This window comes from Bdellovibrio sp. ZFWA1 (assembly GCF_056175665.1).
Window position 1 is genome coordinate 1 of the sequence record NZ_JBJKJH010000002.1, and the last position, 25,924, is coordinate 25,924.

General features: G+C 43.1%; 28 protein-coding genes. 19 read left to right on the forward strand and 9 right to left on the reverse strand.

All coding sequences use genetic code 11. The annotated features are described in order from the left end of the window. The 3 genes from AC04MN_RS09545 to AC04MN_RS09555 all read left to right on the forward strand — a co-directional run. The coding region (locus AC04MN_RS09545) for an RHS repeat-associated core domain-containing protein (RefSeq protein ID WP_475382973.1) at positions 1-394 on the forward strand (394 nt) is incomplete at its 5' end. A 14-nt stretch (positions 395-408) separates the two neighbouring features. Further along, positions 409-663, forward strand: coding sequence for a hypothetical protein (locus AC04MN_RS09550; RefSeq protein WP_475382974.1), 255 nt, complete (start codon positions 409-411; stop codon positions 661-663). Between the two features lie 245 nt (positions 664-908). After that, entirely contained in the window at positions 909-1,361 is a 453-nt protein-coding gene (locus AC04MN_RS09555; protein ID WP_475382975.1) for a P-loop NTPase family protein, read from the forward strand. Here the strand turns inward: AC04MN_RS09555 and AC04MN_RS09560 are convergent. Then, positions 1,332-2,108: a DODA-type extradiol aromatic ring-opening family dioxygenase gene (locus AC04MN_RS09560; RefSeq protein ID WP_475382976.1), complete on the reverse strand. Its 777-nt coding sequence runs from the start codon at positions 2,106-2,108 to the stop codon at positions 1,332-1,334. The two genes, AC04MN_RS09555 and AC04MN_RS09560, sit on opposite strands and share 30 nt — an antisense overlap. Then, positions 2,108-2,698, reverse strand: a complete 591-nt coding sequence (locus AC04MN_RS09565) for a YceI family protein (protein WP_475382977.1) — start codon at positions 2,696-2,698, stop codon at positions 2,108-2,110. The genes AC04MN_RS09560 and AC04MN_RS09565 overlap by 1 nt, the downstream gene beginning before the upstream one ends. A 97-nt stretch (positions 2,699-2,795) precedes the next feature. Between AC04MN_RS09565 and AC04MN_RS09570 the strand changes: the two genes are divergently transcribed. Continuing rightward, positions 2,796-3,692, forward strand: a complete 897-nt coding sequence (locus AC04MN_RS09570; protein ID WP_475382978.1) for a LysR family transcriptional regulator — start codon at positions 2,796-2,798, stop codon at positions 3,690-3,692. Here the strand turns inward: AC04MN_RS09570 and AC04MN_RS09575 are convergent. Both AC04MN_RS09575 and thiL read right to left on the reverse strand, forming a co-directional pair. After that, entirely contained in the window at positions 3,689-4,225 is a 537-nt protein-coding gene (locus tag AC04MN_RS09575) for a PilZ domain-containing protein (protein ID WP_475382979.1), read from the reverse strand. The genes AC04MN_RS09570 and AC04MN_RS09575 overlap by 4 nt on opposite strands. 43 nt (positions 4,226-4,268) lie before the next feature. Continuing rightward, complete coding sequence (thiL, locus tag AC04MN_RS09580; protein ID WP_475382980.1) at positions 4,269-5,213, reverse strand: thiamine-phosphate kinase; 945 nt, start codon at positions 5,211-5,213, stop codon at positions 4,269-4,271. 85 nt (positions 5,214-5,298) lie between these two features. Between thiL and ppk1 the strand changes: the two genes are divergently transcribed. Together ppk1 and sixA are read left to right on the forward strand one after the other, a co-directional pair. After that, entirely contained in the window at positions 5,299-7,464 is a 2,166-nt protein-coding gene (gene ppk1 / locus AC04MN_RS09585; RefSeq protein ID WP_475382981.1) for a polyphosphate kinase 1, read from the forward strand. Next, positions 7,464-7,976: a phosphohistidine phosphatase SixA gene (sixA, locus tag AC04MN_RS09590; RefSeq protein WP_475382982.1), complete on the forward strand. Its 513-nt coding sequence runs from the start codon at positions 7,464-7,466 to the stop codon at positions 7,974-7,976. The genes ppk1 and sixA overlap by 1 nt, the downstream gene beginning before the upstream one ends. On the opposite strand, the gene AC04MN_RS09595 is transcribed toward sixA, so the two are convergent. Continuing rightward, positions 7,973-8,893, reverse strand: coding sequence for a Ppx/GppA phosphatase family protein (locus AC04MN_RS09595; protein ID WP_475382983.1), 921 nt, complete (start codon positions 8,891-8,893; stop codon positions 7,973-7,975). The two genes, sixA and AC04MN_RS09595, sit on opposite strands and share 4 nt — an antisense overlap. Before the next feature lie 172 nt (positions 8,894-9,065). On the opposite strand from AC04MN_RS09595, the gene phoU reads away from it, so the two are divergent. From phoU to AC04MN_RS09615, 4 genes are read left to right on the forward strand one after another with little or no spacing between them, the layout of a single operon-like run. Next, on the forward strand, positions 9,066-9,731 hold the full coding sequence (phoU, locus tag AC04MN_RS09600; RefSeq protein WP_475382984.1) for a phosphate signaling complex protein PhoU: 666 nt from the start codon (positions 9,066-9,068) through the stop codon (positions 9,729-9,731). Beyond that, a complete protein-coding gene (locus AC04MN_RS09605; RefSeq protein ID WP_475382985.1) occupies positions 9,724-10,416 on the forward strand; it encodes a response regulator in 693 nt (230 codons plus the stop codon). The genes phoU and AC04MN_RS09605 overlap by 8 nt, the downstream gene beginning before the upstream one ends. Positions 10,417-10,462: 46 nt before the next feature. Next, complete coding sequence (locus AC04MN_RS09610) at positions 10,463-11,896, forward strand: sensor histidine kinase (RefSeq protein ID WP_475382986.1); 1,434 nt, start codon at positions 10,463-10,465, stop codon at positions 11,894-11,896. 33 nt (positions 11,897-11,929) lie between these two features. Then, positions 11,930-12,817 carry an RsmB/NOP family class I SAM-dependent RNA methyltransferase gene (locus AC04MN_RS09615; protein WP_475382987.1) on the forward strand — a complete coding sequence of 296 codons (888 nt, stop codon included), beginning with the start codon at positions 11,930-11,932 and terminating at the stop codon, positions 12,815-12,817. Here AC04MN_RS09615 and AC04MN_RS09620 read toward each other — a convergent pair. After that, positions 12,796-13,059 carry a DNA-dependent DNA polymerase gene (locus tag AC04MN_RS09620; RefSeq protein ID WP_475382988.1) on the reverse strand — a complete coding sequence of 88 codons (264 nt, stop codon included), beginning with the start codon at positions 13,057-13,059 and terminating at the stop codon, positions 12,796-12,798. The two genes, AC04MN_RS09615 and AC04MN_RS09620, sit on opposite strands and share 22 nt — an antisense overlap. 90 nt (positions 13,060-13,149) lie before the next feature. On the opposite strand from AC04MN_RS09620, the gene AC04MN_RS09625 reads away from it, so the two are divergent. The 7 genes from AC04MN_RS09625 to AC04MN_RS09655 all read left to right on the forward strand — a co-directional run bounded on the left by AC04MN_RS09625 (position 13,150) and on the right by AC04MN_RS09655 (position 20,681). Then, a complete protein-coding gene (locus tag AC04MN_RS09625) occupies positions 13,150-14,442 on the forward strand; it encodes a DUF814 domain-containing protein (protein ID WP_475382989.1) in 1,293 nt (430 codons plus the stop codon). 104 nt (positions 14,443-14,546) lie between these two features. Beyond that, positions 14,547-15,488 carry an ABC transporter ATP-binding protein gene (locus AC04MN_RS09630; RefSeq protein ID WP_475382990.1) on the forward strand — a complete coding sequence of 314 codons (942 nt, stop codon included), beginning with the start codon at positions 14,547-14,549 and terminating at the stop codon, positions 15,486-15,488. Between the two features lie 12 nt (positions 15,489-15,500). After that, the gene (locus AC04MN_RS09635) at positions 15,501-16,274 is read left to right on the forward strand and encodes an ABC transporter permease (protein ID WP_475382991.1); all 774 of its coding nucleotides are present in this window, start codon (positions 15,501-15,503) and stop codon (positions 16,272-16,274) included. 3 nt (positions 16,275-16,277) lie between these two features. Then, positions 16,278-17,804 (forward strand): GldG family protein, encoded by a 1,527-nt coding sequence (locus AC04MN_RS09640; protein ID WP_475382992.1) that lies wholly within the window; start codon positions 16,278-16,280, stop codon positions 17,802-17,804. A gap of 12 nt (positions 17,805-17,816) precedes the next feature. Next, positions 17,817-18,818: a DUF4340 domain-containing protein gene (locus tag AC04MN_RS09645; RefSeq protein ID WP_475382993.1), complete on the forward strand. Its 1,002-nt coding sequence runs from the start codon at positions 17,817-17,819 to the stop codon at positions 18,816-18,818. Further along, a complete protein-coding gene (locus tag AC04MN_RS09650; RefSeq protein WP_475382994.1) occupies positions 18,796-19,809 on the forward strand; it encodes a GHMP family kinase ATP-binding protein in 1,014 nt (337 codons plus the stop codon). Before AC04MN_RS09645 ends, AC04MN_RS09650 begins: the two co-directional genes overlap by 23 nt. Then, positions 19,755-20,681, forward strand: a complete 927-nt coding sequence (locus AC04MN_RS09655; RefSeq protein WP_475382995.1) for a DUF429 domain-containing protein — start codon at positions 19,755-19,757, stop codon at positions 20,679-20,681. Before AC04MN_RS09650 ends, AC04MN_RS09655 begins: the two co-directional genes overlap by 55 nt. On the opposite strand, the gene AC04MN_RS09660 is transcribed toward AC04MN_RS09655, so the two are convergent. Continuing rightward, positions 20,678-21,319, reverse strand: coding sequence for an RDD family protein (locus AC04MN_RS09660; RefSeq protein WP_475382996.1), 642 nt, complete (start codon positions 21,317-21,319; stop codon positions 20,678-20,680). The two genes, AC04MN_RS09655 and AC04MN_RS09660, sit on opposite strands and share 4 nt — an antisense overlap. Positions 21,320-21,349: 30 nt before the next feature. Then, positions 21,350-22,270, reverse strand: a complete 921-nt coding sequence (locus AC04MN_RS09665; RefSeq protein ID WP_475382997.1) for a CorA family divalent cation transporter — start codon at positions 22,268-22,270, stop codon at positions 21,350-21,352. 106 nt (positions 22,271-22,376) lie between these two features. Between AC04MN_RS09665 and AC04MN_RS09670 the strand changes: the two genes are divergently transcribed. Both AC04MN_RS09670 and AC04MN_RS09675 read left to right on the forward strand, forming a co-directional pair. Next, complete coding sequence (locus AC04MN_RS09670; RefSeq protein WP_475382998.1) at positions 22,377-23,930, forward strand: penicillin-insensitive murein endopeptidase; 1,554 nt, start codon at positions 22,377-22,379, stop codon at positions 23,928-23,930. Positions 23,931-23,965: 35 nt separating this feature from the next. Further along, on the forward strand, positions 23,966-25,042 hold the full coding sequence (locus tag AC04MN_RS09675; protein ID WP_475382999.1) for a phosphatase domain-containing protein: 1,077 nt from the start codon (positions 23,966-23,968) through the stop codon (positions 25,040-25,042). Between the two features lie 31 nt (positions 25,043-25,073). Here the strand turns inward: AC04MN_RS09675 and AC04MN_RS09680 are convergent, their stop codons facing one another. Then, positions 25,074-25,880 (reverse strand): AgmX/PglI C-terminal domain-containing protein, encoded by an 807-nt coding sequence (locus AC04MN_RS09680; protein WP_475383000.1) that lies wholly within the window; start codon positions 25,878-25,880, stop codon positions 25,074-25,076. Between the last annotated feature and the right edge of the window lie 44 nt (positions 25,881-25,924).

Here is a 25,924-nt window from a genome sequence, read left to right on the forward strand (position 1 = left end):
CGAAGAAGCTGGGCTGTATTATTATCGTGCGCGATACTACGATGCGAATGTGGGGCGGTTTATCCAGCAAGATCCACATCCGGGGAAACTGAATCGGCCCGATACAGTTGTGAATCGATATGCCTATGTTAGCAATATGCCTACTATGGCTACGGATCCTAGTGGTAAGTTCATACACATTGCACTGTTACTTGGTGCTTATTTAGGTACTTTTGGGAAAGAATTTCAAAGAGTGGCAGTAATAGGTACAGCATTCGCTGCGGCTTTTGTTGGTGGGCCTTTGGTTGCTTCTGCTTTGTTAGGTGCAAGTTCCGGGGTAACGACTTTTGCGCTTGTGTCGGCGATTGCCGGAGCAGCTTTGGGTGGAGTAGTTGGTGGTGTAATTGTTTTATGAAGAGAAATATAAATATGTCGAACAATAATCTAGTTGTCTGTCTAATCATTGGTGTTCCTATCTATATGGCAATCGTTATTTCTTTGATGCCATTGATCTCGTCCTATAGGTCGTCGTTGCTGTGGTTTGGATTTTCATCTATTGTGGGAACATTTCTTATTGCTGGAGCAATAATATTTCAGCGCCGAAAGTTTCTATTGAAAATTGGCATGTTTATTGTTGTGGCTAGTAATTTGCTGATTGCTTTGTGCTTAAAACTATTCATTTAGTATGACCTAAGTGGTGCGATTGGTGGCTTATCTGCTGGAGCTGGGTATTTTTCCAGCATATTTTAAAGCTGTCATTTATGATCAAGAAAGTAGAATATCAAAGTGAACTAAGTTCCCCTCGCTCCGTTCGGGTCACAGCTTCGTAGGGCGTAGACAAGCGAAAAGTAGTTAAGTCCAGTGTTCGTCAATTTTTTGTATTTTTTCGAGGTCAGATTATGAGAGTTCTAGTTGTTGGAGGTTCCTGTGTGGGTAAAACCCATTTCTCTAGGAAAGTATCTAAAGATTATATGATCGAATTTTGTGACTTAGATTTTATTCATTTTGATAAGAATTTTAAGATGTATGCTAAAGATGTTCGGCGAAATAAGCTTCGTGATATCTGCTCTAAGAATGAATGGGTTGCATCTGGCATATTAGACTATCAAATTGAAGAATGTGCAAAATTTGCTACTCATATGGTTTATCTGAAGTCACCTGCTCGGTATTGGTTGATATATCGATATATTAAGCGTGCAGTAAAAGGGGAACGGAATTTTTCTTCTTTGTTCGATATGGAAATGTTAAATTGGATTCTAGGGTATAAGAGCCGAATACATAATTCTGAAAAAAGTCATCTCAGGATTTTCAATGATTTTGCAGGAGCAAAATATATATTATCCTCGGATGATTTATTCCCACAAAACACTTCGCATCGATAAACTTCCTAGCTCATAACCTTCGTAGATTGTTTTGCTGCGCTTATTGGCGTCGATGCTTGCAGCTCCCAGACAGATGACGAATGGAAGATAGTGATCCGGCGAGGGGTTGCTGAAGATAAAATCTTTTTGGGATAAGAGATCCATAGAAATCAGTGATTCGATGGAATTGCTTTCCAAGGCTTTTTGAACTTGTTGGTCGAATTGAATGGCTAAGGGATCGCCTTGATTCTTTTTTTGAAGATCCAAAGCTCTAAGATTGTGTACGATATTTCCCGAGCCAAGAATCCAGTGATTTCCTTCAGCTTCGGAAAGGGCGGTTGCAGTTCTTTGCCCCAGTTCGAAGTAGTCGGCAAATGTGTTGTAGCGGGGAATGCTGATAACATTTAGGGGGATATTTGCTTGAGGGTATATATGCATTAAGACGGACCACAATCCATGGTCGTAACCCCAATTACTGTTGTCATTTGCGCCAAGTTTATTTTGTAAAAGCGCTGTTACGTTTTGATGAGTTTTTGCAGGGTATTTGATCTGATAAAGTTCAGGGGGAAATCCCCGAAAATCGTAGATAGTCTTTGGTTCCGAAGGTTTTAAGATTTCGAGGTCTTTAGTTTCCCAATGTGCAGAAAAGACCGTGATCGAGTCGGGCTTGGGCATTGACTGCCCAAGCTCGTTGAGTGCTGCGGTCCATTGATTTGTGGACAACGCATTCATTGGTGAACCATGTCCGACAAAAAGAACCGTACTCATTACTTAGCCGCTTCCTTAACAGCTTCGATCGCAAGTTCGATTGTCACTTCTTCGCCAACCGCAGGACCCGCTTCAATTACTTTATTCCAAGTTAGGCCGAAGGCTTTACGGTCAATTTTTGTTGAGGCTTTAAATGCGATACGTTCGTCATTATATAGTCCTTTAACAGAGCCAAGATATTTACCCTTCAGGACAACTGGTTTCGTTACATTTTTCATTGTTAAGTCGCCAGTTAGAGTTAACTCTTTGCCCTTAAGTACTACAGACTTCGATTTGAAAGTGATTTTTGGAAACTTAGCAACGTCAAAAAAGTCAGCATTACGTAAGTGGTCATCACGATCTTTATTTGCAGTATCGATACTTGCAGCATCAATTGAAATGTCCGCAGTTGATTTGTTAACGACTTTGTCGATTACAATCGTACCTTCAGCGGCATTGAACTTACCTTCGACAGTGGAAATTACCAAGTGGTCGATTTCAAATCCTACTTTCGAGTGAGACGCGTCCAGCTTATACGTCCCAACTGGGATCGATTGAGCCATCGCCATTGATGAAATCAGAAGAGATGAAAGAATTGTCGCTTTAAACATAGAACCTCCTTAATGGTTTTGTTTTAGTTACCCGCTAAGTATCGCCAAAAACGTCTAGTTGCGAAAGAGGACATAATTAGGATATACTGTTCTATATATGGAACAATTAGATCTTAATAAATTACGCCTATTTATACAGGTTGTGGAGTCCGGAAGCCTTACCAAAGCGGCTGCGGCACTGAGGCAGCCGAAGTCCAGGGTCAGCAGACATATTGCCGATCTTGAGGCCAATTTAAACGCTCAATTGTTGTATCGAACGACCCGCAAAATTCAACTGACCGAGCATGGAAGATTGTTTTATGAGGCAGCTCAAAAACAAATTAAAGAATTGGAAGAGCTTCGCGATCGTTTCTCGGGCTCTGCGCAAAAAATTGAAGGTTTGATTCGAATAACAGCACCAACGGATTTAGGGGGTTGGTGTTTGCCGGCCATCATTGATGACTTTGTCAGAATGTATCCCAAGGTCGAGTTTGAGGTTTTACTAAGTCAGCAAATTATGGATCTCGTTGCCGAAGGCATAGACGTGGCACTTCGGATCGCGAACCTAAAAGACTCTACGTTGCGTGTAACCAAGATTGCTGAAATTGATTCGGTCTTAGTTGCAAGTCCGCAGTTTTTAGAGCGGCACGAAGATATTCACTCGTTGTCTCAGCTTCCTAAGTTGCCCTGTCTGGATTTTCTTTTGCCGCGGAAGGGGCAGTGGGGACTATTTAAGACGGATAATGAAGAACAAATAGTAACTGTTTATCCAAAGCTTGCAGCAAACGATCCGGTGATGGTGCGAGATTTGGTGCGCGCGGGGCATGGAATTTCGCTTTTGCCAGAGTTTTTAGTTCGAGAAGATTTACACGGCGGAAAACTAGTGCATATCTTAAAGCCTTGGATGGGGCGAAGCGCGCCTTTGCACGTTGTGCTGCCTGGGCAGAAGGAAGTGCCTTTGCGGGTAAAGACATTCCGGGACTTTTTAATACGACAACTTAAAAAGCAGTTTTAGAAATAGCTTTTTAGCATTCCGAAAAGGGTGCCCCACGAGAAACGATTGATTAGGAAGTAAAACTCGAGCCAAAGAGTTGCACTTGCAATCATAAATACTGCAGAGGGAATACGTTCACGAAAGCCCGCCATTGGCGGAAGGCCGATATCAATTCTTGAGCGTGTTCCTGAGTCTTTGAAGCGTTTAGATAAGCCTTGAGCTAGTGCCACTCGATGTCCCATTTCCATTTTATAGAAATGAACGGCGACCAAAGAGTTATCCTTCGAGATGGAATCGATTCGAGTTACCAAGGCATGCGTCGCCATTTGTTTTCCGCCCGGAGCCACAAATTGAATGCGAATAACTTCGCCTAAGATGGGGCAAAGATCGGAAGGGGCAGTAAAGGCCAATCCCGTTAGTGAAACATTGCGAATATCAGTGCCCTCTTCCCAGGGAAGTTGATTAGCACCCGCAACTCGAATCAGCGAGTTGTCCTCGGTGTTCAAGGTGTAACGGGGGCTACGAGCGTGATATCGGGCAAGGCTTTGAGTCATGCCTATTTATCGGTTTCAGAAATCATAGCCTTGAGGCTAGTAATTAAAAATGTGACCAACCTGCATATTCGGTAATCAATTCGAACTGTCCAGCGGCATTTTGAATTCGAATGCCTCCTTTGTCCTGTACTGTGCCGACGCAAATCCAGTCCTGAAAGTAGGTAATAGCTTTGGCGGGAATAGCGATCAGAATTTCATAATCCTCGCCACCCCAAAGGGCTAGCTCGGAATTCGCCTGTAAATCAATTCCAAGCATTTGATTACTTTTTTGTATCGAGGCCCTTAATAATTGAGAGCATTCATTGACGAGGCCATCGGATAGATCAATGGTGGCATGGATAAGGTGCTTATTTTTTTGAAGATCTTTGACTAAATCTAAACGTGGTTGGGGGCGGAGATGTTTTTGAATTGCAACTTCAAGCTGAGGACCCTCTTTGATTTGATCTTTAGAGTTAAGATATTTAAATCCAAGTGTCGCAAGCCCTAGCTCTCCGGACGATAATAAAACATCTCCGACTTCTAAGCCACCTCGAGTAAAAACATGATCTGCAAATCCATAAACCGAGACATCGATGACAATGTCATTTTTAGCAGCGCATAGATCGCCTCCGGCAATAATCACATTGTACTTTTCGCAGATTTCTAGGGCTCCTTTATAGAAAGCTTCGAGCCAATGATCATCAATGGATGGGGGCAGTGCCAGCGATATTTGAACAGCAAAGGCTTCAGCGCCTTTGGCGGCAAGGTCACTAAGATTAACGGCAATGCTTTTCCAGCCTAAGTCGGATGCTGAAAAATAATCGGATTTAAAGTGGACGTGCTCGACCATCATGTCTTGAGCAATGACCTGCAGGCCTTTAGGCGGATGAAAGGCAAAGGCGTCATCGCCGATATCCATGGCGATGGAAGCCTTGGCGAAGCTTCTTTGCTGCAAGACTTTAGATTGTATGGCCTGGAGTCGAGCGATTTCGACAGGTTGATTTCTCATGATTGGACATCCTTTTCAGTCTATTTCACAATAAGATTAAGACATCTTCAAGCGAGTTCCACCTATGAGTCCGAAGACAAAAAATATGAGTGTTAAAAGAACGACCAAAAAAACGACTTCCAAAAAAATGAAAGTTGTCGAACATCCGCGCTCTTCGGCGGACTATTTTACTAACCGTGAAATTGGTTGGTTGAATTTTAATCGTAGAGTTCTTCATGAGGCTGACGACGAGCGAACGCCTTTGTTAGAGCGTCTACGATTTTTAGCGATTTCATCTACTAACTTAGATGAGTTTTTCATGAAACGAGTTGGAGGATTGAAGCGTCAGGTTGCCTATGGCATTACGGCAAAGTCTAGTGACAGCAAAGATGCCACTGCGCAGTTAAAGGAAATCCGCAACTACGTATTACCCATGGTGGCCGAGCAAGCTCGTGTTTATTATAAATTGAAGCCGGCCTTAGCGCTGAACGGAATTCATCTTATTAAGTTTCCTGACATGACTGCCAAAGAAAAGAATTGGCTGCAAGAATACTACAAGAAGAATGTGTTTCCTGTTTTAACTCCGCTTTCGGTAGATCCTGGTCATCCGTTTCCATTTATCTCAAATTTGTCAACGTCCTTGGGGGTAACACTAAGGCATCCAGGAACTGAAGAAGTTTTATTTGCTCGGGTCAAAGTTCCTAAAGTGTTGCCGCCGTGGATTCGGGTCAATCCTGAAGATTCGATTTATCGATTTATTTCTTTGTTAGATCTTATCAAAGAAAATATTGCAGATCTATTTCCTGCGATGCAGGTACTAAACGTGATGCCATTTCGACTCACTCGAAATGCGGACTCGGATCGTGACGAGGAAGATACTGAAGATCTGTTAGAAATGATCGAAGAAGAACTTCGGCAGAGGCGTTTTGCTGAAGTTGTTCGGTTAGAGCACGGGCCAAATCCAGATGCTTGGATGGTTCAGTTTCTTCGTGAAGAACTAGATTTAACGGAAGATGATATTTATGAAGGCCCAGGCATGTTGGACTATTCAGATCTGGCTCCTGTAATCGATGCGCATAGGCCGGATTTGAAATTTGATAACTATACAGCGGTGGTTCCACCGGCGCTGGCTGTTAGCGGCGCTGACTTTTTTCAAGCTATTCGCACACAAGATCATCTTATGCATCATCCCTACGAGAGCTTTCCTGCGACGGTCGAGCGTTTTGTTCGTATCGCTGCCGATGATCCCAAAGTACTTGCTATAAAGATGACTTTATATCGCACAGGTGACAATAGTCCGATTATGCGCTCGCTGATTCGGGCCGCAAATTTAGGGAAGCAAGTAGTTTGCCTGATTGAGCTTAAAGCGCGATTTGATGAAGAAAGAAATATCTATTGGGCGCAAGAGCTTGAAAATGCCGGAGTGCATGTCGTTTATGGAATTGTCGGTTTAAAGACTCATGCTAAGACGACCTTAGTGGTGCGACAGGAACTGGATGGTCTAAGATGTTATGCGCACATCGGGACTGGAAACTACAACGTAGCGACCTCAAAGTTTTATACGGATTTAGGATTGCTGACCAGTCGACCGGAGGTCACTGACGAAATTGTCGAATTTTTTAATTATCTGACTGGAAGATCCTTAAAGAGTGATTATCGGCAGGTGCTTATTGCACCCGTCAATATGTTTTCAAAATTTAAGAATATGATCGAGCGCGAGGCCGAGCACGCTCGCAGTGGACGACCTGCTCAGATTATTGCCAAGTTTAATAACATGGAAGAAAATGATATCTCCTTGGCCTTGTATGCCGCATCGAATGCTGGGGTTGAAATCGATCTTATTGTTCGTGGATTTTGTTGTTTGCGACCAGGCGTTCCTAAGATGAGCGAGAAGATTCGAGTGCTGTCTGTGATTGGTCGTTTTTTAGAGCATTCGCGAATTTTCTATTTTAGAAATGGAGCCAAAGATCCTGTCGATGGAGAATTCTATATTGGCTCGGCCGATTGGATGTACCGCAATCTTCACGCCCGTGTTGAGGCGATTGTTCCAATTTTAGATCGCAATCTAAAGGAAAAATGTTGGGAGATGTTGCAAATCACTTTGAAAGATCAGCGTCAGGCTTGGCAAATGCATTCGGATGGAAGCTATACACAGCGGCGTGGGGCGGATATTGGAACTCATCAGCAGCTGATGCAGCTTGCGAAATCACGAATTAAGATTCAAGAGGATCAAGTCCACAACCCAGATCCGGTCGATGGGGGCGAGCACTGATGGAGTTGATTATTTTTCGGCATGGTCTTGCTGAAGAGCGAGAAGAATTTGCAAAGAAAACGGGTTTGGAAGATCACCTACGTCCGTTGACTCTGAAAGGACGCAAAAAAACTTTAAAAATGGCTCAGTATTTAAAGCAATTGACGAAGTCTGCAGACTTGATTGTCACGAGCCCCTTTACTCGTTCGAAGCAAACGGCGGAAATTATTCAGACGGTCTTTGATAAGATTGAGGTTGTTGAAATACCAGAGCTTGTGCCCCAGGCTCCATCGCTCGCTTTTTTAAAATGGCTCAGAATACGCGGACGCACACATAAGAAAATAATTGTGGTCGGGCATGAGCCACATCTAAGCAGTTTTGCATCGTATCTTTTGAGTGGAGCTAAGGAGTCCTTTATCGAGCTAAAAAAAGGCGGACTTTGTTCGATCGAGTTTGAAAGTTTTGAAGATCTTAAGCCCGGAGTCAGTTCGTTGAGCTATTTGGTCTCTCCAAAAATTATTGATGAACTTTAGAGAGTCTCGTACATGGACCACAGCAATCCATCTCGGAGGCCAACGCCGGGAATTAGAATTTTTTCAACCTCCGCCTGTCTCATTACGGTGGCGATTACATAACATGCCGGGACGATCACGTCGGCGCGATCGGGTCGCATGTCCAATTTTTCGATTCTTTGTTTGATAGTTAGTTTATTCAGCTTTTCCATTATTTCGTGCAGTTCGAAAAGGGTCACAAACGTATTTGGAGTTTTCTTCAAGAGCTGAATTTTAAGTCGGCCCAGGCATTCTAAGTTGCCTCCTGTGCCGATTGCAAAATCCAATTTTTCATGTTCGACATATGAGTAAATATGCGAGCTGAGTGGGCCAATGAGTTTGCCTATTAAAAGTGGTAGTCCTTCTTCGCCAACTTTATTCTTTTGCATTTGGTCGATCAAGCGAACCGTGCCCAGCGGAAAGGACTGAGTCGAAATAATTTTATTTTCTTCTGAAAAGGTGATTTCGACAGAGCCACCGCCGATATCGATGCCCATGGCTTTTTTATTTTTTAGTTCCAATTCGTGAGTAATGGCTTTGTGAACGAGTTGGCCCTCGAGGGTGCCATCGATAATGTCGATTTGAATGCCGCTGCTTTTCGCGATTCGATCGATAAATTCTATACCATTCAAGGCTTCACGGGTGGCGCTAGTGGCGACAGCACGACAGGCGGCTACGTTAAATTTTTGGTTTAGTTCCTTGAAGCGAATAAAGGCCCGCTCGGCCGCAGCTAGAGTATTTTCACTAATGGAGCCACCAAGAAAAACATCTTTTCCTAAGCGAATTGGGACGCGCACCTTTTTTAGGACCTTGATCGGGGAGTTAGGCTTAAGCTCTGCAATAATAATTCGCATCGCGTTCGAACCGACATCGATGGCAGAAAAGGTTTTTACAGACACAGATTATCTCCCTGAAAAGATAGGATAAAATTCAATTACCTTACTTGGCAAACAAAACAAACAATGGGACGATAAAGAGGGGTTTATAAGACTCATGTTAGGATTTTGTTAGGTCTAATATTAGATCTACCTTGATGCGCCTCGTTTGGGGTAGGTATAGGAAGGGGAAAAAATGGAGCGAACTCTAGACCACGCGCTGGACGATCTAAAGAAATTAATTCTCTCGATGGGCGGTTATGTCGAAAACGCTCTTCAACATGCGATGACCGCTGTTGTGAAAAAAGATCCTTCCCAGTTCCCCTTCGTTCATGAAATCGAAAAGAAAATTAATGAGTGTCATATTCAGGTGGATAATGTTTGCTTATCGATACTTGCAAAGCAAGGCCCCGTGGCGCGAGATCTGCGTTTGATTCTTTCTGTTATCAAGATTAATACGGATTTAGAGAGAATGGGCGATCAATGTGTGAATATCTCCCATACGGGCAAGGACTATTTTAGTCGTGCGCCTTTGACATTATTTATTCCTGAAATTCAGCGCATGTTTGAAGTGGCTCGGCAAATGGTTACCTCGTCTTTGGATTCTTTTGTTCGGGGGGATCTGGAGCAGGCGCGTGAAATCCTAAAAATGGATGATGAGTTAGATCAATTAAAGAATAAAATTTTTAAAGAAGTGCAAGCCCATATGAAGGCGAACTCGCAGGATGTTGAGACGGGCTTGGATTTGATTTTGATTGCACGGAACCTTGAAAGACTCGGGGATCACGCCACCAATATTGCGGAAGACGTGATATTTGCTTACACCGGAAAAGATGTTCGTCATGGAGGTTCCTTTGGCTGAAAAACAGCAGGTCTTGATCGTTGAGGATGAAAGAGAAATTAGAGAACTCGTTGCCTTGCATTTATTGAGGCAGGGCTACAAGGTGACAGAAGTGGGATCAGTTGAAGAGGCGGAGTCAGTATTGGCCTCTCAAAAGTTCTCACTTTTTGTTTTGGATTGGATGCTTCCTGGGAAGGCCGGGGTTGAATTGATACCCCAAATTAAGCAGCAGCATCCTCAAGCTACGGTACTGATGTTGACGGCTAAGACCGAACCTCAAGATATAGTTGAAGGCCTTGAAAAAGGGGCTGATGATTATGTGACCAAGCCTTTTGAGCCAGCGGTGTTGATCGCTAGGGTTAAAGCCCTTCTGCGACGCTCTAGTTCGTTGGAAGAAGTTGTTGGTGATCAAATTACTTTGGGAAGCCTTTATCTTAATTTGGCCACCTACAAAATTTCGGTTCAAAACGAAGAGCTGCATTTAACCCCTTCAGAGTTTAAATTATTGACGGCTTTGGTTCAAAATCATGGCAAAGTCTTGACTCGGGAATCCCTCATCGAGCAGATTCAAGGTGAAGGTGTGAATGTAGTTGGGCGGACGGTCGATACCCATGTTTTTGGTTTACGTAAGAAGCTAGGAGTTTGGGGAGACAACATCGAGACTATTCGAGGTGTTGGCTATCGTGTTCGTTCTGATTTAATTTAGTTTCAGTTAATTTTGATATTTTATTTTGGAAGACAGGTAGAGGCACATGGAGAAATGGAAACGCTTTCCTTGGAATATATTTTGGCGTTTCTTTTTCGCTCAGCTGCTTGCATTTAATATCTTAGCATTCGCTGTTATCTCTATCGTAGACCTTAGATATCGTACGCTTCCCTGGGTTTACAACGAGGCCATTCTTAATTTTGCTGTATTTTCGTTAATTTTTTCGGCTGCGACAAGTTGGCTTTTTACAAAACCTTTAGAGGTTCTTATTCTTAAGGCCATGCGCTTGGCTTCGCGCCGAGTCCGAGACGAGATGGGCGAGTACGAAGAGGATCTTTTGGTTGAAGAGGCTGGAGAGTACTGGCAAATCGAAAATGCTTTAAATCGAATTGATAAAAAGCTTAAAAGAAAAAGAGAGAGATTTATTCGCGAACGTGAAGAGAATCAAGCCTTCATGAGTGCGGTGGCCGAGGGATTAGTGTCCGTGGGTCTTGATGGTAAAGTCGTGTTTTTCAATTCTCAGTTTGCGGCGCAATTTGTGCCCTCGGCAGTATTAGGGCGCGAATCCGGATTTACATTGAGTGAAGTTATTCGCGTGCCAGAACTTGGCGAGGCCTTTCAGCAAGCCCTGAAGGTGGGGCAGGTGCAGAAGGTCGTCTTGAAGTTGCCGACTTTGATGGATTCGCAGTCTCGTTTTTTTGCGGTCACTATTAATCCTTTGGTGAAGCGAGGCGAAGATTTGACTTATGGATCGTTGGGTATTTTCCACGATATCACCGAGTTAAAACGAGCCGAGCAGATTCGTATTGATTTCGTTGGCAATGCGTCTCATGAGTTGCGGACTCCTTTGACTTCAATCAAGGGTTATATGGAGACGCTGAAAGATGATCTTAAGTCGGGCAATTATGATTATGCGGCTCAATTTGCGGATGTTATTTCCAGGAATGTCGATCGTCTGATTGACCTTGTTAATGATCTTCTTAGTATTAGCCAACTGGAGTCTCACTCTGAATTAAAAATTGAGCCGGTCAGTCCAATGCTTATCTCTGAGCAGATAGTGGCAGAACTTAAAGTTTTGATGGATGAAAAAGGGCAAAATATTCGAGTCTTTGCTGATTGTCCCTCGTTTATGGCAGATCAGCGGAAGGTGGCGCAGGTTTTGCGAAATCTGGTAAGCAATTCCGTGAAGTATATTGGGCGCGATCGCACCATTGAAGTTCGCTGGCAATTGAATGATAAAAAAGAAACTCTTTTGAGTGTCAAAGATGATGGGCCGGGAATCCCTCCCGAGCATCATGATCGTCTTTTCGAGCGTTTCTATCGCATCGATAAGGGCCGAGCTCGAGACGCTGGTGGGACAGGTTTGGGGCTTGCGATTGTTAAGCACATTATGCAAAGTCATGGTGGCTCGGTGTCTATTCGGTCTGAAATCGATCACGGAGCAGAATTTATTTGTGTATTCCCAGCCTCCATAAAATAAGCTATTGTCTTTAAATGCTTAAAGAGGTGGCCATTGTCTGAGTTGCAAAATCATCCAATCTATCAATATTTTGAAAAGATCTACCAAGACAGATGGCCCGCTCTTTTTTCTGCTCTTTTACAGAAGGAAAAACAAGTAGCTAGATGGAATCGGCATATCGTCGGGAAGCCTGTAGAGGCAGCCAGTGCGTGGCCAGTTTTACCCGAGCTTCCGGGGTGTAGTTGGATTCCCGAGGGAGAAGTCTATGTTCCTCAACGTTCTGAATTCGATCTTTTAGATGCCTATGTTATGGACCCTGGCAGTGTTTTTGTTGCAAGGGCATTGGATGTTCAAGCCGGAGACCGTGTTTTAGATATGTGTGCGGCTCCCGGAGGCAAGACATTGGTTCTGATCGAGGGGGCTGGTGTTGACGGTGAGGTTATTGCAAATGATCTTTCGCCGGAACGTCGGGAAAGGTTAAAAAAGGTTATTCAGCAATATGTGCCACGAGACATTCGCGATCATGTGTGGGTGCACGGAAAAGATGCCGTTCAATATGGATTGCGTGAACCTGAATCTTATGATCGCATTTTGCTAGATGCGCCGTGCTCTGGAGAACGTCATGTTCTGGAAAATCCAAAGGCCTTAGCAGATTGGGGTCCGCGACGGACCGAACACCAAGCAACTCGTCAGTATTCGTTGCTAAGTGCTGCCTTTTTAGCAGCCAAACCAGGTGCGCGAATTGTTTATTCGACGTGTTCGATCAGTCCTGCGGAAAACGATGAAGTTGTAAAAAAGATTTTGAAAAAGAAGAAAGGCGCGATTCGTCTGGTTGAAACAGCATTGCCTTATGAAAAAGCCGAACGCACGGAATGTGGGTTTATTTTTCTTCCAGATCGATGTGGATTCGGGCCTTTGTATTATGCAGTTTTAGAAAAATGATGTTTTCGGTACTCTTCAAGGCTGAAGAAACCATAAGTTTTTTTGCGGTACATTTCGATGACTTCGGCTTCGATATCTTCGATCACATCGGAAATCATATGCAAAGGAACTGCTCCTGATTTAGTAAGCTGTATCGAGTAAAGCCGGGCGACTCTTTGTATGAACTCTGAGCAGTGTTCAGAGATACGGTGAGAGTCTTCTAGCTGAGTCATAAATATCGTATAAAGTAGATCATTTTGCATAGATCTCGTATCGGTCGCGAAGGGATTGGCTTCAGTCCAAAACTTGTAAATTTCTTGTTAAAAAGGTCTGGAAAGTGCTAGGTTGTCCCTATGAAAGCCTTGAATTATAAAGAAGTTAAGACCTTGGTTGATGGCTGGGGGCCAGCCCTTCAGAGGGCTCAATTGCAAGACGTGTTTTGCAATGAGCGAGGTTTAGTCATGGGTTTTCGTCAACGGGGGCAATCTTATTTTTTAGTGGTGGATCTAAACGCTGCGGTTCCTGCAATACTTTTTTTTGAAGGCCGGTCGCCTTGGAAAAAAATTAGTAAGCCCAAACCATTAAGCTTGTTTTTAAAGTCTCACGCATTGGATGGCTACTTTCAAGATGCCAAGGTACTTGATAATTTAGGTCGTGTGGTTCTTATTCGATTTATATCAAAAAATAATGATCAAGATAAAGTTGTAGATCTTGAAGTGCAGCTTATTCCAAAACAAGCAAACATCATAGTTCGTTGCGAGGGAAAATCTATTGCATGGGACAAGCCGAAAGAGTTGGTGGCGCCTCCTCAAATAGAAGAACCCACAGAAGTTCGGAGTTTCGAGCAGATCCATCAGCAATGGTTGATGATAGCCCAACAGTCAACTTCAGCAAGGGTTCAGACGGATCCGAAAGAAGCATGGGATAAGCAAAGACTGCGTGATATCGAAAAAAAGAAAAAAGCGTTGCAGGAAATTGAAAAACAAATCCAAAGTGATGAGTCAACAAAGTGGTATTCTTTTGGAGACTTTTTAAAAACGCAGCTGGGCGTTAAGAACCACGCCTTGGTTGTTCCCGAGGCTTGGAATTCAATGTTCGATAGCAAGCTCGACGTGGCTCAGAATATGGAACGGGCTTTTCATAAAGCAAAACAGATTGAAGCTAAAAAAACAGGAACCTTGCATCGGCGAGACTTGGTTTTAAAAGAAATTCAATATTTAGAAAATGCCGTCTATAAAGCAAGTAACAGCTCACAAAGTTCTTCGCGTGATCTCATGAAGCAATCCGAGGCCAGGGGAAGAAAGCTTAATTTGGAAGGCGGATTGGTCGCCTATCTAGGGCGTTCAGCTGCTGATAACTTAGCTATCTTAAGGGCCGCAAAAGCCTGGGATTTGTGGTTTCATCTACGCGATTATCCTGGGGCTCACGCGGTTATTCATCGCCATAAAGATCAAAAAATTCCGGATCAGGAAATTCAGAAAGTAGCTTTGTGGGTTGCCAAAGAATCCAGCTCGGCTAAAAATCTGCAGCCGGGTTCGCGTCTTTCAGTTGTACTTGTAGAGTGTCGCTTTGTGCGACCGATCAAGGGAGATAAGGCTGGAAAAGTTACTTATACCAACGCAAAAACAATTGATGTGATTCTTTAGTCTCAGTGCGTTTCAAATTCAATATTCGTGATTGTGACCAAGCCCTTTCTTGACAGCTTTTTGAACCGTAATAAGATTTATAAATTATACGGGAGCAATGGATCATGATCGAAGTCAAGAATCTGTCCAAAGAGTACGGTCAACGTCGAGCTATTTCCAATCTGAACTTTACAATTCAGAAAGGGGATGTGGTGGGATTTTTGGGTCCTAACGGAGCCGGCAAATCGACAACGATGAAGATTATTACTGGATTTATGGCGCCAACCAGCGGCGAAGCTAAGGTGGCTGGGTTTGATGTTTTCGAATTTCCTATCGAGGTTAAGAAGCGAATCGGGTATTTGCCTGAAACTCCACCAGTATATGTTGATATGTATGTTCGGGAGTACCTTGAATACGTGGCGCAGTTGAAGCAAGTGCCAGCATCTAAGATTAAATCTTTCGTCGATGCCGCCATTGAAAAGACCCATTTAGAAGAAGTACAAAAGCGATTGATTCAAAATCTTTCAAAAGGTTTTAAACAGAGGGTTGGCATCGCTCAAGCTCTGGTCTCTGATCCAGAGGTGCTAATTCTAGATGAGCCCACAGTCGGGCTCGATCCTAAGCAAGTGGCAGAAATTCGTGATTTGATTCAGAGTTTACGTGGACAGCACACCATCGTATTGTCGACACATATTCTTTCGGAAGTTCAAGCAACTTGTGAAAAAGTGATTATTATCAATAAGGGTGAGATCGTACTACAAGATACGATCGAGCATTTGGCAAATCTCGAGCAAGGGCATACGCGCCTCAATATTCGTTTGGCATCAGAGATGGCAAGTCTGCCAACGGAAATAGCTCGCTTTAAAGATTTGATTTCGATTGAACGTGGCCACTCGGATCGACATTGGCGTGTTGACTTAAAGGGCGGCGATGCTCAGGTTGCAGAACTTGCAAAGTTTCTTGCGACTCAAGGAGCAGGCCTTGTCGAACTGACTCCACAAAAAATGGATCTAGAGGATGTTTTTATAAAAGTAACCTATGGACGTGAGTCCGCAAGTCAGTCCTAGGTGAGGTGACCAATGAATGCAATAAAAACGATTTTTAAAAAAGAAGCTCGAGGATTTTTTTATAGTCCAACTTTTTATGTCATTTTATTTTTTGTAAGTATTGTTTTTAGTTGGGTCTATCCCATCCAGCTGAACTTATTTGCAAAGTTATTAGAAAATTATGTCCTACAGCAAGGTGTGCCATTGCAACAACTGAACATCCATTATGGTGTATTCTTGCGGCAGCTTAGCTATTTGAATTTATTTTTAATATTCGTAGTTCCCGCCTTTACGATGAAGCTTTTAGCGGAAGAAAAGAAGCTAAGAAGTTTTGATTTGTTATTGACCTCGCCAGTGACTTCTTTGCAGATCGTCTTAGGAAAGTATTTAGCCGCGTTGAGTGCCGTAGGAATGGTGGTGCTTATTGCCCTAGCTTATCCTGTCGCAACTTCTGTGATGGCACAAATTTCTTGGGGCCCCTTATTGATCGCCTTTTTGGGCATATTCATGGTAGGAGCTGTTTACACGGCAATGAATTTATTTAGTTCGTCTGTGACAGAAAGCTCACTGATTGCGTACGTAACCAGTGTTATTTTGAATGTTTCGGTGTGGTTTATCGGGATCGGTGCTGAGATTGTCGATGGAGAAGCCAGTCGTCGATTTTTCGAACATGTTTCCTTAAACTCGCATCTTTCAAATCTAGTCGAGGGCACCGTGAGAACGAATAGTTTGATTTTTTTATTTAGTTTGGTGGGCTTATTTTTATTTCTTTCCGAGCGTGTAGTTGAATCAAATCGTTGGAGATAGTTTATGAGTAAGATTTCAAAAGTTAGCTTATTGTTTGCAGGTCTGAGCTTACTATCGATGTCATTGATTCGATATTTGGTCGGCGAGTGGGTTCCATTTTGCTGGGTCGCCTTATTTTTAACGGTGTTTTTTTCGGGTTTTGCGGCTTATTGGGATCGTCAATTGTTAGGGCAATTTTTATCATTGAAAACGACGAAGCAGGGTATGAGCATGGGAGTGCTGATACTGTTGGTGGTATGTGGGCTGGGTCTTCTAAATCTGTTAGGTCTTAAGTATTACACAACCTTCGATTTTTCGATAAACAAACTCAATACGTTATCTCCGCAGTCTGTTCAGGTATTAAGTCGTCTGCAGGATGATATGCAGGTCTTGCTATTTTATAAAAAGGGCGTCGAGGGGAACGAAGAAAATCGGCGACTTTTTAAGGACCTAGTTAAGCGTTATCAAGATGTTTCAGCGAAGGTAAAGCTGAATTTTGTCGAAGTTAATGAACGTCCTGATCTGGCCAAAGAGTTTGGTGTTGATAAAGGAAGTGGTGTTGTCTTTGTATCGTATCAAGGCAGAAAGAACCGAATTGAAAAGATCGAAGAACAAGAGCTTACCAATGCAATGATCAAAGTGACTCTGTCGGTAACCCGAAAAGTCTATTTTGTTTCGGGGCATCAGGAATTGGATCCCGAGGACATGCGAGAGGGCCGTGGCTTAAATGCGTTTAAACTTCTGCTAGAAAACAATCAATTTGAAGTTCGAGATTTAAATTTTGCAAATTCGGGCAAAGGGGTTCCCGCAGATGCGGATGTGGTCGTTGTAGCTGGGCCAAAACAAGCTTATCAAGACTTTGAAGTTCAATATTTGCGGGACTATCTGCGACAGGGCGGGGGGCTTTTCTTGGCGCTAGAAAGTCAAACGCCTGTTAATTTAGAATCTTTAATAGCTGATTTAGGGGTAAAATTTGGCAATAATTACGTCGTCAATGTTGTCGAGACGATGTTAGGGCGAGGTGTGAATCAAGGTCCCACGATGGGTACCGAGTTTCAAATGCAATCTGCAATTACGAAGATGTTTAAAAAAGGAGAGATCACCTTATTTAGATATCCTTCATCTTTAGAATTAAAAAGCATCCCCACTTTAGAGCAAACTGTCTTTGTTGGAACCGGTAAGAACTCTATGGCCTTTAATGATTTGGCATTGACCAAAGAAGGACCTGGTGGTCCATTTCACCTTGGGGTTCAAGTAAAAGGCAAATTTGGTGGAGATAAGGAGTCAGTGGCCGTTGTTGTTGGTGATGCAGATTTTATTTCTAATCAGATGCTTTATCAAAATTTGAATCGCGACTTGGCGCTGAATATAGTCGCAACGGTCGCTCGGGACGAAAATGCAGTGTCAATTACAACGAAAGAGCCTCAGGTTACAAAGATGATGCTGACAGATACTAAGTTCGCGCTATTTTTGTTCGGGTTCATAATTCCATTTCCTTTGTTGTTTTTGGCTATGGCTGTGGGGCTTTGGGTTCGTCGTCGTCATGCCTAATTAAGGAGTTCCATGAAGCAAAATAATCTGGTCTATACCTTTTTAGTTGTGGCGGCTTTGGCACTTGTGGTGGGGGTTGACTATTACCGTACTCGTCATCATTTTGAAGGCGATAAAGAGCAAAGAAGACTTTTCGATTTAGATGTCAATCAGGTAACGGAAATTGATTTTATCCGTGAAGGAAAAGAAGTCCTCTTAGTTCGGGGAGTTGAAGGCTGGGACATTCGGCAGCCCGATCGAGTAATGAATGCAGATAATGAGTTTATTCAAGATCTTTTATCACAACTGGAAAAAGAAGAAGCTATCGAAATCGCAAAAGAAGGGGCAGGCATAGATTGGAAGATTTATGGATTGGACGCTCCTTTAGCGACCTATCGCTTTCGTGACAGTCTTAAGAAAGAGTTGGTTTTTCAAATATCCAAAGAACGTAATTTTGAGGGGAATCATTTTTTACGTAAAAATTCGGAATCTAAAGTATGGGTAGTGCCATCTACTTGGTATGATAGGGCTCAGCGTGGGTTGTTGGATTTTCGAGATCGACGTTTTTTCAAAAAGCGAATGGCATCGATATCTGGGGTTGTAGTTAGAAATACTCATGGAAGTTTTCATATTGAAAACCAAAACAACCAGTGGGTTCTTTTATCTGGAAAACAAGCTTTGGATCAAAACAAGGTGCGCCAGTTTTTAAAAGGAATCGCCGAAGCCAAGGTATCAGATTTCGAAATCGAAGGTATTTTGGCCGGAAAGGCTCTTGATAAAAATTTGGACTTATCTAAGTGGGGCTTGCAAAAGCCCAAAGCCGAAATCGTGATTAAGCTTGGCGAAGGATCATGGCGAGCTACGGTTGGGCAAAATGCTCAATTTCAGGTTTTTTCCCTTGTCGAGGACCCCGGTTTTATTGGCTTGATGGAGTCTGGTGCTATTGACGATGTGCTTAGATTCACTGAAAATGACTTTAAGGTCGATGCATCTGGTGATAAGGGAGCAACTCGTGAACAGTCCACAGCACATTAAAATTCAGTCTCCAACACGTGTAGATTTAGCAGGGGGAACATTAGATTTGTGGCCTCTTTATACTTTTATTGAAGGTGCTAGCACTGTGAACGTTGCGATTGATGTTTGGACTCGGGTAGAGCTGAAAGAGACTGGGACTGCCAAATGCATCATTGAAAGCCCAGATATTCAGTTTAAAAAAGAATATGCCTCGCTGGATGAGGTGCTGGCTGATACCGATCCAAAAGCCGTGTTATTGCAAAGCCAGATTAAGTATTGGCAGCCCCATTTAGATCGCTCGCGTGGCTTTCATCTTTTAAGTACTTCCGAAAGTCCGGTGGGGGGTGGTTTAGGGGGTAGCTCTAGTTTAACTATCTCGCTTATGAAGGCATTTAGTCGTTGGTGTGATCGGCCTTTTCAGAATACTCATCAACTGGTGCAAGTTGCACATAATATTGAGGCTCAGATACTTAATACCCCAACAGGCACGCAAGATTATTATCCAGCAGCAAGTGGCGGTCTTAATATATTGCATTACTCGTCAGATGGAATTCAACAGGATATTTTGAAGCTGGGAGATACTCCGTTATCGACCCATTTTATGTTGATCTATACGGGGAAGGCGCACCATTCTGGTCTGAATAATTTTGAAGTGATGAAGGCTGCAGTGGCCAAAGACGTAAAGACTATGACGGCACTGAAAGACCTTCGGGAAATTGCAGTTCAAACCGAGAGTGCTATTCGCCAAAAGCAGTGGCAGTTGATTCCCGGATTATTTAATCAGGAGTATGAAGCTCGCGTGCGATTGTGCGCCGAGTTTTCAAGCCCAGAGATTGAAAAGCTGCAAAAGTTAAGTTTAGAGAATGGTGCATTGGCTGTAAAAATTTGTGGAGCGGGTGGGGGCGGTTGTGTTCTGGTGTGGTGCTCTCCGGAAAAACAAGAAAAAGTGAGGGACGCATGTCAAAAAGCCGGATTCCAAGTCATGGGCGCAAGACCCGTGGAACCACTTTAAAGCAATCGACCTTAAAGACCACATTAAAAAGTAGCAGCGAGGCTAATGATATTGGCAAAGTGCATCGTTTTTTAGGTGTGAGTCTGGCCGGAGGTAAAACAGACAAAGCTTGTGTTGCTGTTGTCGAGTATTATCCAAAGCACAAAAAAATATTTCTAGCTCGAGTCATTGATCGCATTAAAAGCGAAGATAATATTTCCGCCGATTTAAAGATTCATGAAATTTTTGAGTTTTATCGTGAAGAATTCGATCTGGTCGCTTTTGATGTTCCGAATCAGCTTCCTAGTTGTTTGCGCTGTAAACTGAAATGCCCGGGCTATGAAAACTGCAGTGAGCCGCATATTGAATGGATGTGGGAGTACACTCGCAAAATCCAAAAGGTCAAAAGGCCTAAAAAATTATTTACCCCCTACACCCAGCGCTGTGTTGAACTATTTTTACAGTCGGGCCTTGAAGAGCCCTTTCAGCTGGGGCATGCAATGGGGTCAAATACGGCGCCGCTGTTGGCTCGCGCGATGTTTTTAAAACAGCGACTAGATATTGAAACTATCGAGGTCAACCCCCGTGTTTCTTTGTGGCGAATAGGAAGTTTGTTAGGAGTGATGAAGAGTCACCTAAGATTCCATCGCCATGCTGTGGGTGGAGAGGAAAGTCGAAAGCAAATTTTGAATGCTTTATCTGATCATAACGTGGCTTTTGTCTATGAGCAGGATGTAAAATTGATGATCGCAAACAATCATGCCTTTGAAGCATTTTTGTGTGCGCTAACAGGCTACTTAAAATACAAAGGGATGACGGAAGAGGCTCCCGAGGGATTTCCGGAAAATGAAGATTGGATTCATTTTCCGAAAAAGAAAGTCAGCTGGGTTTAGAACTCTTTTAAAATATCAGCTTTTTTGTTTAAAAACTCTTCTTCGGTAATGAGTCCTTGTTTATATAGATCATTCAGCTCTTTCAACTTGTCAGCGATTTTGCTTTGTGAGCTTGTGCTGGATGTGCGAACGCCATCGGGTGGGGGCACCGTTGTTACCCGGCGAGTGATTCCAAAAACTTCGCTGACTTCGTCTAACCAAGCATCGAAGTAATTCATTTCAGGAACGGCTTTTTTTACAACAACAGTATCTGCAACAAGGTCATGTAGAGTTTGTTTTTTTCCAGTGAACGCTGCCATGATGTAGCCAATTGCTAAAATACATGAACTTATAAAGCTCATTGCGTAGCGAACCATCGCGTCTTTAAAGCTAATGCGTTCTCCGGATGTTCTTTCAATGACTAAACCCAACAACGCCTTGCCTGGAGTGCCCTGAAGGCGGCTACTTTCAAAGAAGGGTTTGTAAATTATGGACGCGAGGAAGCCGCCAAAAACCGGAATGATCCACGCTAGAATAAAACTTGGAATTGCTAAAATCAGTCCATCAATCAGTGTTGCCGCAAAGCGAATCCAAAAACCCGCATATTCTTTATCGCTATTAAATAGTGAATGACTATTGTTCGAGCTCATCGTTTCCATAGCTATTTTCTTTCGTTGTAAGGGATTGTGTTAGGTACTAAGCCAGCCCTTGCGTTTAATCCAGATGTATATACCAACACCAATTGCTATCATCAAGCCTAGCGTTAAATAATATCCATATTCAAATTCAAGTTCTGGCATCACCTTAAAGTTCATGCCATAGACGCCAGCAATAAAATTCAATGGTAAAAAGAATATCGAAAATATCGTCAGGACTCGCATAACCTCGTTAGTTTTGTAAGACGCTTCATTGGTTTGCTGTGATAGTAAGTTTATATGAAGGTTCATGAGGCCGGATAAGTTCTCGATAATGTCATCTGCATAAAAAGTTAGACGGTCTAAATAGCTTTTCGAGTCATTGAACTCGGTCCAGCAGATTTCCGGATGTGAGGCATATCTTTGCATGGCATCTTGAGACATTTTAAAAAGCTTACGAAGCGCTCCCGTTTTTCTTTTTACTATATAGCCATCTCTTAAGATTTTATTCTTTTTTAAAGCGTAAACTCGATCTTCAATGGCGTCGGTACGTGCTTCCATTTCTGTTATGATTGGGTCGAAGCTTTTAAAGCAGCAATCAGCAAAGTGACCGATCAGTTGGTAAGGAGTTTGATAGGTTTCGAATGCACATTTTTCTCTTTTTTCCTGGATAAAGCTTTTCGGTGCTCGATGTAAGGTCACTAAAAGATCTGATTTAATAAATGCAACCAATTTTGATGAAAGCTCTTGAGGGGTGTCCGCCATCGCATGGGATTCGAAATCGTAGGAGCGCAGGATTAGCATGAACGCCGAGCCAAGTTGCTCGAACTTTGGAAGATGTTCCGAGTCTAAACAGATCGAAAGCCATTTTAAAGGAAGGTCGGTTTCGTCTGCGATATGCATCAGATCTTCCTGTGAGGGGGCTTCGCAGTCGATCCAAGTGAATTTTTCAAATTGCTGAGTAAATACGCGCATGCATAAAGGATAATGCCCCACTTTGTCCTCTGTCTATTTTATTGACGGTTTAAACTCTATAAACTCCGCTTTAGGTTGGGTCTTGGTTTGCAGTATTTGGACTTTGATGAAAACGATCCTGGGATACGTTACACGAGCAAGTTTTTGGTTCGCCCTGGCTGGGGTGCTGAACGCCTGTGCGCCTGCCGCTTCGCCTAGACAAAAGGCCGATGAAGCATCGCCATATTCAACTCCATTTTTGGATTATAAACCCCGAGATACGATGATTTACGAAAAGCCGATCGTCGTTGAAAAAGAGCAATTAAAAATGATCAAGGGGGCCACTCGTTGGATTAAATCGAATGTTCGCTGGGATATAAAAAATCAAGCCTTGATCGTTGATGGGGAACTTGAAGTCTCAATCAACGCAACCAAAAAAGAAATCGTCAAAATTGCTCAACGAGGTTTTTTACAACCGGATGGCACGGTTGCTCTTCGAAGTTACAGTCCTGATTTGGCAGCCGCTCAGGCTGACTGGAGTGTCGGCGGAAAGGCACTTTGTCTAAAGCCAGCGGAAGATGGAAATAGTTTTGATTGTTCAAAAGCCGTCATAGATTTATTTTTGCGTCTTGAAGATCAGCAGATCTTTCAACATCAATTCGAATTTTCAGAGATAAAAACGGAAAAGCTACAAGATTTGCCCGAGTTGCCAACAAAGGTAGAGCCGGTGGATCCGCGTTCGGTTCCCGACGATGAAGAAGTCTCTGAGCCTGAAGAGGAAAAATCTGGAGCCTACGAGCAAACTGTGACTCGTCAGGAGATCGAAGAATCGACAACTAAAAAGTCTTCCAACGCAGAATCCGACAAGCCTCCGGTTGAAGGGACCGACAAGGGGCCTGAAAAAGATCCTGGAAAGCCTCCGGTTAAGCAGTCAGAACCGGTCAGTCCTCCTAAGTCTCAGCCTCCGGTGAAAGCCGAAGAGCCTTCAAAAAACAACGGGCAGAGTGGACAGCTTTCTACGGATAATGCCCGTGTAGACCGAGACCAAGTGATTGGAGCTGTCTATGACGGCGCTCTTTCAGGCGGCGTGAATATGTTAAATAAGCGCAAAGAGCTGGGTGATACGGCAGGCTTTGATTTGATTCGCGTCGATCGGAAACGTTATTATGCCTCAAGTGATTTAGCACAGCTGATTGTTGGACTTGGTAAGTGGTTGTATAAGTGGCTTAAAAAATACGATCTTATCATTGGCGATATTGCCGCTGAAAAAGGCGGTCGTATTGGAACTCATAAAAGTCACCAATCAGGGTTGGATGCGGACATTGCTTATCTTTTCCGAGATGCCAGCTATAAGGGCTTTCAATACTCGGTCGTCAAAGGACGTTTAAACAGTGATTTGTTGATCGAAGCGAACTGGCACTTATTCAAAACGGCCGTGAGCTCTAAAAAAGTGGATCGTATATTTCTGCACCGAACAGTGAAGGCGGCAATTTGTGATCGCGCTATTCGCAATGGAGAGATTCGTCAGGCCGATAAGTCGGGTCTAGCCTTCGAGACTCTTCGTCGTTTAATCGCGGATACCGAGCACAACTCCCACTTTCATCTGCGCATTAAGTGTCCACCGGATCAACGTCGTTGTCGTCAAATGGCGGCGCCTCCCGAAACGACGGGATGCTTCTAATTGCCAAATTCAAAAGTTCCTGTTCAAATGGTTCTATGGCTGATTGGCGTGAACGCAGTGAAATGAATGGTGACGTGGTCTTTTTTCAATACATGAACGAAGACATGGAAAAAGGTGCTCAAGAAGTATTTATCTGGGATTTGGATAAAACCTATCTTGATACAACGATTGATTCTATTTCTGGATTGTTAACAACTATTCTTGAGCGTGCTTTCAATAAAAAAAATATTCCAGGCACGCCAGTTTTGCTGCAGGGTCTTGCACAGTTTCGGCGCGAAGTTTTACAACGCAGAGATTTTCCGATTTATTTCATCACTGCGTCGCCACCTCAGATGGAAGAACGTATTAGTGAAAAATTTCTTTTAGATAATATTCGTCCTTTTGGCTGTTTCTATAAAGACAATTTAGCCAACCTACGACCGAATCGTTTTTGGCGTTTAACTAAGCAAGTTGGATATAAACTTCAGGCATTGATGCAGCTTCGGATGCGTCTTGGTGATGAAGTGAAGCAGATTTGTTGGGGCGATGATTCAGAGACTGATGCGGTTATCTACAATCTTTACAGTGATATTTGTGCGCGCAGAATTAGTGCGGCTGAAATTCGCTCTGTCCTAGAAAAGTTTTGGGTTCCGTCTTCTCAGATTGACGATATTTTACATCTTCAGCTGCAGGTTCCTGTTTCGGATCCAGTCGAAAAAATTTATATAAATTTGGCGACTGATACCGATCCAGACTATTATTTAAAATTTGGCCGAAGAACATTAGCGACCTATAGCACGTTTCAAGTGGCCGTTGATCTTTTTCAAGATCATCGTTTGGATTTAGCCGGAGTCTATGCGGTCTGCCAGGATATGATTTACAATTACAACTTTACCCCTGAAGAGCTGATGAAGTCCTTGGATGAAATTGTTCGTCGAGGTGTTTTGGGGATGGAAGCTTATGGTCAGCTGCGTGTGTTCTTGGTGGAAAAGGGATTAATGCATCCCACGTTTGAGACGACGGTGTCACCTCAGCGAGAATTGGATAAACGGGATGGGCGAGTCTACGCTTTAGAGGGTGCGCATGAACCATGGGTTCAGGATCGAATTGATTATCTTCATGATTACCGATAACAAAAAACCCGCCTCACAAGCGGGTTTTTTGTTATTCAAACTTCAAAGGAAAAACAGTGGTCACAGGTTCTCCAGAAAAGGATTTAAACTGGGCTCTGCGGACGACTTCATGTAGGCATTTGTCGAATATTTTTAGGAATGATTTATCTGAATCTGGTCCAGTCATAGTGCAAGAAACTGTTTTAACATCACTTGTTTTACCATTTTTTTGAACGGTAAAGCTGAGTGAGCATTCACCTTTAGCTTGGGGGTCTTTTAGGATCAATTGCGAGTAGCAGCGCTGAAAGGAATCTCGGTAGCCAGTCAAAATGGAGGCAATATATTCTGGAGTTGGCGAGTCTGACGTTAAGGGGCGAACGGCTGGAGCATCCGAAGTACTTAAAAGCGGGGCTTCGTGTGAGTTCATTGACAGGTAGTCGTTCAATTCCCAGCGAACTCCATTTTTAGAGATAAAAATTCGATTTTTTTCGCCAGTCTTGGTTTGCTGAATAAGGCCTCTTCGCAGAACAAGAATGATGGCATTCGATTCTTGATTGATAGTTACTGCTGAATTTGCTGTTAAAATCAGTTGTTGTCCTGATGGAAAATCTAAGTTTGCTTCGGCGTCAGATCCAACTTCAATAGTGTCTAAAGGATATAAAGAGGTTGTACCTTTAATGTCTTCTTTTGAACTGTATGATTTTCGAAGAACGCTGACAGTGCCATAGCTGGGTTCAACGGTCGCAAGATAATTTTTAGATGTTGGAGTCGTCGGAGATTTAAGTAGCCAGTAAGAAATGGCTAAACAAAGTGCGCCAGTAGCAATAAGGATGAGCAAGGTACCATTGTTCTTCGTCATAAAGCTATTATAGCGAAGAACAATGGATTGATGTCATTATCTAA

Excerpts from the sequence above, each read along its gene's own strand:
- AC04MN_RS09550 (WP_475382974.1), top strand. The coding sequence starts at position 409 with ATGTCGAACAATAATCTAGTTGTCTGTCTAATCATTGGTGTTCCTATC.
- AC04MN_RS09560 (WP_475382976.1), bottom strand. The coding sequence starts at position 2,108 with ATGAGTACGGTTCTTTTTGTCGGACATGGTTCACCAATGAATGCGTTG.
- AC04MN_RS09565 (WP_475382977.1), bottom strand. The coding sequence starts at position 2,698 with ATGTTTAAAGCGACAATTCTTTCATCTCTTCTGATTTCATCAATGGCG.
- AC04MN_RS09570 (WP_475382978.1), top strand. The coding sequence starts at position 2,796 with ATGGAACAATTAGATCTTAATAAATTACGCCTATTTATACAGGTTGTG.
- AC04MN_RS09575 (WP_475382979.1), bottom strand. The coding sequence starts at position 4,225 with ATGACTCAAAGCCTTGCCCGATATCACGCTCGTAGCCCCCGTTACACC.
- thiL (WP_475382980.1), bottom strand. The coding sequence starts at position 5,213 with ATGAGAAATCAACCTGTCGAAATCGCTCGACTCCAGGCCATACAATCT.
- ppk1 (WP_475382981.1), top strand. The coding sequence starts at position 5,299 with ATGAGTGTTAAAAGAACGACCAAAAAAACGACTTCCAAAAAAATGAAA.
- sixA (WP_475382982.1), top strand. The coding sequence starts at position 7,464 with ATGGAGTTGATTATTTTTCGGCATGGTCTTGCTGAAGAGCGAGAAGAA.
- phoU (WP_475382984.1), top strand. The coding sequence starts at position 9,066 with ATGGAGCGAACTCTAGACCACGCGCTGGACGATCTAAAGAAATTAATT.
- AC04MN_RS09610 (WP_475382986.1), top strand. The coding sequence starts at position 10,463 with ATGGAGAAATGGAAACGCTTTCCTTGGAATATATTTTGGCGTTTCTTT.
- AC04MN_RS09620 (WP_475382988.1), bottom strand. The coding sequence starts at position 13,059 with ATGCAAAATGATCTACTTTATACGATATTTATGACTCAGCTAGAAGAC.
- AC04MN_RS09625 (WP_475382989.1), top strand. The coding sequence starts at position 13,150 with ATGAAAGCCTTGAATTATAAAGAAGTTAAGACCTTGGTTGATGGCTGG.
- AC04MN_RS09630 (WP_475382990.1), top strand. The coding sequence starts at position 14,547 with ATGATCGAAGTCAAGAATCTGTCCAAAGAGTACGGTCAACGTCGAGCT.
- AC04MN_RS09635 (WP_475382991.1), top strand. The coding sequence starts at position 15,501 with ATGAATGCAATAAAAACGATTTTTAAAAAAGAAGCTCGAGGATTTTTT.
- AC04MN_RS09640 (WP_475382992.1), top strand. The coding sequence starts at position 16,278 with ATGAGTAAGATTTCAAAAGTTAGCTTATTGTTTGCAGGTCTGAGCTTA.
- AC04MN_RS09645 (WP_475382993.1), top strand. The coding sequence starts at position 17,817 with ATGAAGCAAAATAATCTGGTCTATACCTTTTTAGTTGTGGCGGCTTTG.
- AC04MN_RS09655 (WP_475382995.1), top strand. The coding sequence starts at position 19,755 with ATGTCAAAAAGCCGGATTCCAAGTCATGGGCGCAAGACCCGTGGAACC.
- AC04MN_RS09660 (WP_475382996.1), bottom strand. The coding sequence starts at position 21,319 with ATGGAAACGATGAGCTCGAACAATAGTCATTCACTATTTAATAGCGAT.
- AC04MN_RS09665 (WP_475382997.1), bottom strand. The coding sequence starts at position 22,270 with ATGCGCGTATTTACTCAGCAATTTGAAAAATTCACTTGGATCGACTGC.
- AC04MN_RS09670 (WP_475382998.1), top strand. The coding sequence starts at position 22,377 with ATGAAAACGATCCTGGGATACGTTACACGAGCAAGTTTTTGGTTCGCC.
- AC04MN_RS09675 (WP_475382999.1), top strand. The coding sequence starts at position 23,966 with ATGGCTGATTGGCGTGAACGCAGTGAAATGAATGGTGACGTGGTCTTT.
- AC04MN_RS09680 (WP_475383000.1), bottom strand. The coding sequence starts at position 25,880 with ATGACGAAGAACAATGGTACCTTGCTCATCCTTATTGCTACTGGCGCA.